5 protein-coding genes, 15 tRNA genes and 1 rRNA gene are annotated in these 6,173 nt (G+C 52.8%); 19 read left to right on the top strand and 2 right to left on the bottom strand.

Features of this window, described 5'->3' with window-relative positions; all coding sequences use genetic code 11:
* The first annotated feature begins 209 nt into the window (after window positions 1-209).
* The 19 genes from rrf to ACFOTD_RS33565 all read left to right on the top strand — a co-directional run bounded on the left by rrf (window position 210) and on the right by ACFOTD_RS33565 (window position 4,510).
* A 5S ribosomal RNA gene (rrf, locus tag ACFOTD_RS33655) occupies window positions 210-326 on the top strand.
* A 23-nt stretch (window positions 327-349) separates the two neighbouring features.
* Window positions 350-425 (top strand) — tRNA-Asn (locus tag ACFOTD_RS33650).
* A gap of 4 nt (window positions 426-429) precedes the next feature.
* A tRNA-Ser gene (locus tag ACFOTD_RS33645) sits at window positions 430-522 on the top strand.
* Between the two features lie 19 nt (window positions 523-541).
* A tRNA-Glu gene (locus ACFOTD_RS33640) sits at window positions 542-616 on the top strand.
* A gap of 106 nt (window positions 617-722) precedes the next feature.
* Window positions 723-799 (top strand) — tRNA-Met (locus ACFOTD_RS33635).
* A gap of 33 nt (window positions 800-832) precedes the next feature.
* Window positions 833-909, top strand: a tRNA-Asp gene (locus tag ACFOTD_RS33630).
* A 27-nt stretch (window positions 910-936) separates the two neighbouring features.
* Window positions 937-1,012 (top strand) — tRNA-Phe (locus tag ACFOTD_RS33625).
* 24 nt (window positions 1,013-1,036) lie between these two features.
* Window positions 1,037-1,112: transfer RNA gene (locus ACFOTD_RS33620), tRNA-Thr, on the top strand.
* Window positions 1,113-1,128: 16 nt separating this feature from the next.
* Window positions 1,129-1,212, top strand: a tRNA-Tyr gene (locus ACFOTD_RS33615).
* A gap of 18 nt (window positions 1,213-1,230) precedes the next feature.
* A tRNA-Trp gene (locus ACFOTD_RS33610) sits at window positions 1,231-1,304 on the top strand.
* 20 nt (window positions 1,305-1,324) lie between these two features.
* A tRNA-His gene (locus tag ACFOTD_RS33605) sits at window positions 1,325-1,400 on the top strand.
* Between the two features lie 12 nt (window positions 1,401-1,412).
* Window positions 1,413-1,487, top strand: a tRNA-Gln gene (locus tag ACFOTD_RS33600).
* Window positions 1,488-1,490: 3 nt separating this feature from the next.
* A tRNA-Gly gene (locus ACFOTD_RS33595) sits at window positions 1,491-1,565 on the top strand.
* Window positions 1,566-1,576: 11 nt separating this feature from the next.
* Window positions 1,577-1,650 (top strand) — tRNA-Cys (locus ACFOTD_RS33590).
* An 11-nt stretch (window positions 1,651-1,661) separates the two neighbouring features.
* Window positions 1,662-1,738, top strand: a tRNA-Arg gene (locus tag ACFOTD_RS33585).
* A 29-nt stretch (window positions 1,739-1,767) separates the two neighbouring features.
* Window positions 1,768-1,853 (top strand) — tRNA-Leu (locus tag ACFOTD_RS33580).
* Between the two features lie 205 nt (window positions 1,854-2,058).
* Entirely contained in the window at window positions 2,059-2,901 is an 843-nt protein-coding gene (locus ACFOTD_RS33575) for an alpha/beta fold hydrolase (protein ID WP_378124365.1), read from the top strand.
* On the top strand, window positions 2,898-3,248 hold the full coding sequence (locus ACFOTD_RS33570; RefSeq protein ID WP_378124364.1) for a hypothetical protein: 351 nt from the start codon (window positions 2,898-2,900) through the stop codon (window positions 3,246-3,248). The genes ACFOTD_RS33575 and ACFOTD_RS33570 overlap by 4 nt, the downstream gene beginning before the upstream one ends.
* A gap of 470 nt (window positions 3,249-3,718) precedes the next feature.
* Window positions 3,719-4,510: a formate/nitrite transporter family protein gene (locus ACFOTD_RS33565; RefSeq protein WP_378124363.1), complete on the top strand. Its 792-nt coding sequence runs from the start codon at window positions 3,719-3,721 to the stop codon at window positions 4,508-4,510.
* Window positions 4,511-4,750: 240 nt separating this feature from the next.
* On the opposite strand, the gene ACFOTD_RS33560 is transcribed toward ACFOTD_RS33565, so the two are convergent.
* Together ACFOTD_RS33560 and ACFOTD_RS33555 are read right to left on the bottom strand one after the other, a co-directional pair.
* Window positions 4,751-5,707, bottom strand: coding sequence for a YihY/virulence factor BrkB family protein (locus ACFOTD_RS33560; protein ID WP_378124361.1), 957 nt, complete (start codon window positions 5,705-5,707; stop codon window positions 4,751-4,753).
* An 80-nt stretch (window positions 5,708-5,787) separates the two neighbouring features.
* Entirely contained in the window at window positions 5,788-6,129 is a 342-nt protein-coding gene (locus ACFOTD_RS33555) for a DUF3243 domain-containing protein (protein ID WP_378124360.1), read from the bottom strand.
* Window positions 6,130-6,173 lie beyond the last annotated feature (44 nt).

The following is a 6,173-nucleotide window of genomic DNA, read 5'->3' as shown; positions in this document are numbered from 1 at the left end:
CGAGTACTAATCGGTCGAGGGCTTATCCTACTGTTCCGATCTAGGAACAAACGGCAAGCCGCACAGGCAAGAGAATTTCTAGCGCAGATTCGTTTCGCATCCGGTTTTCAGGGCGCAAGCTCTGTAAGCTGCAAAGCTGTATGGCATAAGCCACACAGTAGGCTACGCCTTGCTAGGCTACACCGTTGCGCGCTTTGCTGCGCAATAGGTCTGGTGGTAATGGCGGAGGGGTCCCACGCGTACCCATCTCGAACACGACCGTTAAGCCCTCCAGCGCCAATGGTACTTGGACCGCAGGGTCCTGGGAGAGTAGGACGTCGCCAGGCCGAGCAGCACAATTTAATAATATTCCCTGATAGCTCAGTTGGTAGAGCACTCGACTGTTAATCGAGTTGTCACAGGTTCGAGTCCTGTTCGGGGAGCCATCATGGAGAGATGTCCGAGTTTGGTCGAAGGAGCACGATTGGAAATCGTGTAGGCGTCACAAGCGTCTCGAGGGTTCGAATCCCTCTCTCTCCGCCAGTTATTTACCTAAGAATTAGGCCCGTTGGTCAAGCGGTTAAGACACCTCCCTTTCACGGAGGTAACGGGGGTTCGATTCCCCCACGGGTCACCATCTTTACAAAGCCTGAATCAAAAAAAGTTTTAGAAAAGGCTTGCATTACTAAGGCGATATCGGTTATGATATGAAACGTCGCCAAAATAGTAAGACTTACTAACGACGCGGGGTGGAGCAGCCCGGTAGCTCGTCGGGCTCATAACCCGAAGGCCGCAGGTTCAAATCCTGCCCCCGCAACCAACTTTATCCCGGAGTTTATCCGAGATCCCACATGGAGCTGTGGTGTAGAGGCCTAACATGCCTGCCTGTCACGCAGGAGACCGCGGGTTCGAATCCCGTCAGCTCCGCCATTTTCTTTCTAAGACAGATTGCAAAATGGCTCGGTAGCTCAGTTGGTAGAGCAGAGGACTGAAAATCCTCGTGTCGGCGGTTCGATTCCGTCCCGAGCCACCATCTGAGTAGTACCTTAATGGATATGCCGTTGTAGCTCAATTGGTAGAGCAACTGACTTGTAATCAGTAGGTTGGGGGTTCAAGTCCTCTCGACGGCACCATTTGTTTTACAGTCTTGGAGGATTAGCGAAGTGGCCAAACGCGGCAGACTGTAAATCTGTTCCTTCGGGTTCGGTGGTTCAAATCCATCATCCTCCACCAGTTTTACCTTAACATTATAGGGGCATAGTTTAAAGGTAGAACAGCGGTCTCCAAAACCGTTAGTGTGGGTTCAATTCCTGCTGCCCCTGCCAATAAAGGCTTTGTGATTATGGCGACCGTGGCGAAGTGGTTAACGCATCGGTTTGTGGATCCGACACTCGGGGGTTCAATTCCCCTCGGTCGCCCCATTTTTACCTCGTTGGGGATTAGCCAAGCGGTAAGGCAACGGACTTTGACTCCGTCATTCCTAGGTTCGATCCCTAGATCCCCAGCCATTTGCGGAAATAGCTCAGTGGTAGAGCATCTCGTTGCCAACGAGAAGGTCGCGGGTTCGAATCCCGTTTTCCGCTCCATCTAAGTTCTTGGCGCCATAGCCAAGTGGTAAGGCAGAGCTCTGCAAAAGCTCTACCCCCAGTTCGAGTCTGGGTGGCGCCTCCAACTTCATATTCGCGCCCTTAGCTCAGCTGGATAGAGCGTTAGACTACGAATCTAAAGGCCAGGAGTTCGAATCTCTTAGGGCGCGCCATTTTTTTGTTTGAAGCTAAAATTTAATATGCCGGTGTGGCGGAATGGCAGACGCGGCGGACTCAAAATCCGCTTCTCGAGAGGGAGTGGGGGTTCGAGTCCCTTCACCGGCACCATAACTACGAAATCAAGAAATTTTATAATTTCTTGTTTTTTTATTTTTATAGGGTATGCTGGATTTGACAGGCGATCGCAAGAAGGATCGTCTGTTTTTTAATAGAAGGGGTGCGGCGATTTGTTGCACCTGGATGTAAGTAGTATAATAAAAGAATTCAACATAACCGCTCGACGTTATCGGATTTCAAACTCGGGAGGTTAAATATGTCGCATAAGCTTGATGTTCTCAATAGAAACAATGTGATCATAAAAGGAAAAGGCGACAAGGTGATGCTCTTCGCACACGGATTCGGTTGCGATCAGAACATGTGGAGATTTGTCGCACCGGCCTTTGAGGAACAATGGAAGATCGTTCTGTTTGACTTCGTGGGCGCTGGAGAATCGGATAAGAATGCATACGATCCGGTCCGTTACAGCGAACTGTCTGGATACGCAGCGGACGTATTAGAAATATGCGAAGCACTGGAGCTTCAAAATGCAGTCTTTGTCGGACATTCGGTTGCTGCATTAATCGGCATCCTTGCTTCGGTGCAATCCCCCGGACTGTTCGAACACCTTGTTTTAATCGGACCGTCTCCCCGATATATTAACGATCTGCCGGATTATATCGGCGGCTTTGAACGCGAGGATATCGAAGGGCTGCTGGGACTCATGGCATCCAACTACAAGCAGTGGTCGGGCTACCTGGCTCCGATGATTATGGGCAATTCCGATCGTCCTGCTCTCGCAAGAGAGCTGGAGGACAGCTTCTGCAAGGTGGATCCGACAATTGCGGGTATATTCGCCAGGGCGACCTTCTTGTCGGACCACAGGGACGTGCTGCCGAAGGTGGAGACCCCTACGCTTATCATGCAGTGCATGGAAGACATGATTGCCCCGTTGGAAGTGGGCGCCTATATGCATCAGCAAATCCGCGACAGTTCCTTTCGAATGATGGAGGCAACCGGCCATTGCCCTCACGTTAGTCATCCGGACGAGACCGTAGCGCTTATATCCGATTATCTCCAAGAAGCGTATGCGGAGACAGACAAGGTAGCGGAGGCTTGAGCGTCCTGGTGCCGACCGAAGGGGACAAGGCCGTCCCGCCGGTAGGTCGACTTTTGCTCACTCAGGAAGATCTCATTTTAGAAGCCGACGCGGAGTTTTGCAGATTGTTCGGCTTTATGCCGCATGCGCTGGCAGGCGTCCGGTTCGAATCGATCTTGACGAGAGCAAGCCAGATCTTGTACCAGCTTCATTTCAGTCCGAGTCTTCGTCTTAACGGCAAGACCGAGCGGGTTCGATTTGCTTTAAAGTCGGGCAGGGCTGAAGCAGTACAAATCGTCGTCTCGGCAAGCGTAACGTTAATAGAGGAAGCGGTGCATTATGAATTTCTCGTTTCACCGGACCGTTAGGCATCATTATGCGACCTCAATAAATATGATGTAAAAAAGACAGCTTAGGCTGTCTTTTTTTCATAAATCCAAGATTGAGAGAGGGATTCAGGTTAGGCGAAGGAGCATCCATTTATGGGAGGCTGGGGACTTAGCGTGAATACGGAGCATTTTGCGAAGCTGGGACAGCCTCTATCTCTGCCGTGTGGGAAGGTTTGTTGCCGAAAACGACGCGGTCGTGCAAATGGCTGCGAGCAGATGCTGGCCGGATGCGAAAACCTTTTTGCTCATCGTTCGCCCGATCGAGACCGCTTTCGTACAGACTTATCGATGCAGGTTTGACGGAGACACGCTAACGACAGGCACCATCATATAAGTTTAACGCTTGTTAAGTTAGTCACAGCGCAGCTGCGCCCCCCTGCCTATAATGAAGCAAAGAAGCCGGCCGAGGCTGACAGGCGTCGTCCGGCAGCAGCTTAGGGGGCGTTAGCATGGATTATGTGAAGCCGGGACAGATGTTGGAGAGCCTGATTGCAATGGGGGAAACGAAGTCCAAGCTGTCCGTATCGCAGAAGCTCGTGCGAAGTGGATTGGCGGGCGCGATACTCGGATGCGCAACGACCTTGGCCTATACCGCTTCCGTGCAGACGAAAATGCCGATCGCAGGCGCCGTTCTGTTTCCCATCGGCTTCGTGCTCATTCTGCTGTTGGGCTTAGAACTTGTGACTGGCAGCTTCGCGGCTCTGCCGCTGGCCGCGCTCAAGAGAAGGATCAGCGTGGGCAAGATGGTCTCGAGCTTCGCATGGGCGCTCGCAGGACACCTGATCGGTGCGGGACTGTACGCGGCGTTATATACGATGACCATCACGAAGATGGGCCATGATATGAGCAATCCGCTCGTGCAAGCGATCATTTCGGCGGCGGTAGGCAAGACGAGCGCATATATTCATATCGGCGCGGACGGCTGGATGCTGGCGATCGTAAAGGCCGTTCTTTGCAACTGGCTGGTTGCGCTCGGCGTTATCATGAGCTTGTCCTCGACATCGACGATCGGCAAGATTACGGCGATGTGGATGCCGGTGCTGCTGTTTTTCGGACAAGGCTTCGAGCACTTAATCGTGAATATGTTCCTGTTACCAGCCGGTCTCATGCTCGGCGCGAACTACTCGGTTGCGGACATGCTCTTGTGGAACTGGATTCCGGTCCTGCTGGGCAACTTCGCCGGCGGAGCGATAGGTACGGGACTGCTGTTTTATCTGGCTCATCGGGAGAGAACGCCGTAGGCCGTAAAGCAAGAGGCTTAGCGCGAAAAACGGACAATCATGCGAGGCAGGCATCGCATAATCGCATAATCGCATAATGAACAAGAATAAGGGCCGGAATCGATATTCCGGCCCGATTATATTCGACCCACATTCGGACTGTGCTGTCTGCGCCACTGAATGGAATCTGCACGCGACATTCCGATCGCAAGGCGGTTTTCAGTATCCCTTTGGGGTATCGATGCAGCGAACCGCCATGTTTTAAGTATGCACATGGGGAGGCACTTTTTTACCCTTGTCGTCTCGTTTGGGCGAGCGCCAGTTTTTGACTTTGTTCCAGGCGTTCGTGATGGAGTGGGTGTACTTTTTGCACTCGGGCTTGCTCTTGCCTTCCCGGTCGAATGCAAGCGTCGCGTTAACTTCGCCGCCGAGTACGACGATGATGCTGCTGATGTAAAGCCAGGTGAGCAGCACGATCACGCCGCCCAAGCTGCCGTACGTTTTCGTATAGTTGCCGAAGTTGCTGACGTAAAAAGCGAACAGTCCCGACGCGACGATCCAGCCGATCGTTGCCACGAGGGCGCCCGGCAGAACCTCCTTGAATTTCAAATGCCGGTTGGGCACGTACTTGTACATGGCCGTGAACACGAGCGCGATGATCGCGATCGGGATGACGAACTGCGCCACGGACCATACTTCGTCAAAGAAATCGGGAAGCGCGAACGTCTTGAAAATCCACTCGCCGAGCCAACGGCCGAATACGAGCAAGGCCAGGCTGCTGAAAATAACGAGCGTGAGGACAAGCGTCACGATAAGCGACAGGCCCTTAACCTTCCAGAACGGGCGGGTCTCCGGCTCGTCATAGGCTTTGTTCAGCGCCCGGATGATGGCATTAATGCCGCTCGAGGCCGACCATAGCGAACCGATGATCCCGAAAGACAGCAATGCGCCGCTGCGATTGTCTTGTATGTTTTTGATCCAATCTACAAGCACCTGGCTGTTCGACTGCGGCAGCACCTTATTCAGGGCGTCCAGCAGATCCCAGGTCGTGAACGGCGTGAACCCGATCAAGGCGATAAGAAAGATCATGAAAGGAAATATCGCCAGGATTAAGTAATAGGTCAACTGAGCGCCCATCGCGGGCACTTCGTCGTCCTGAAAGCGGCAGTACAAGTTTTCGGCAAAACGCAGCGACTTTTTTTTCGTTTTTTTGTCCATCTTCCTTTCCTCCTTGCCTGGGTGAGGGATCGACCGCCGCACCATACGACGGTCGAACGCAATTCACAGCCTCAGGACGATCAGGATTGCTGCGCCAGCCTTACGAGCATATGCGCAAGCTTGTGCCGTTCGTCCTGTTCGCCGACCTTCCACAATTCCTTCAGCAGATTCTCCTCGGCGTTGCGGGGATCCTCGTGCGCGGCCAGATAATCCGCAACCTTCTCGGCGACCTGCGCGAGCTGCTCCTCGGAGAGGCCGAGCGACTCGCCAAGCGCGATGCGCCTGTTCAGATAACTCTTGAACGATTCGAAGTTGCTCAGGATCTCGTCCTTTTTCGGAGCGTCGATTCTCGAGATGGTATCGCCCACCTTGGACGTATCGATTTGCTCTTCCTTATCGATGATATGCTGGGATTCGCTCATTTTGAATTCCTCCTTTGAAAGTTAATGTCATTGTGCGCTATCCG

The organism is Cohnella sp. GCM10012308 (assembly GCF_042649185.1).
GTDB lineage: Bacteria > Bacillota > Bacilli > Paenibacillales > Paenibacillaceae > Cohnella.
The sequence above is the reverse complement of the archived record's forward strand: the minus strand, read 5'-3'. Positions and strand labels throughout refer to the sequence as shown.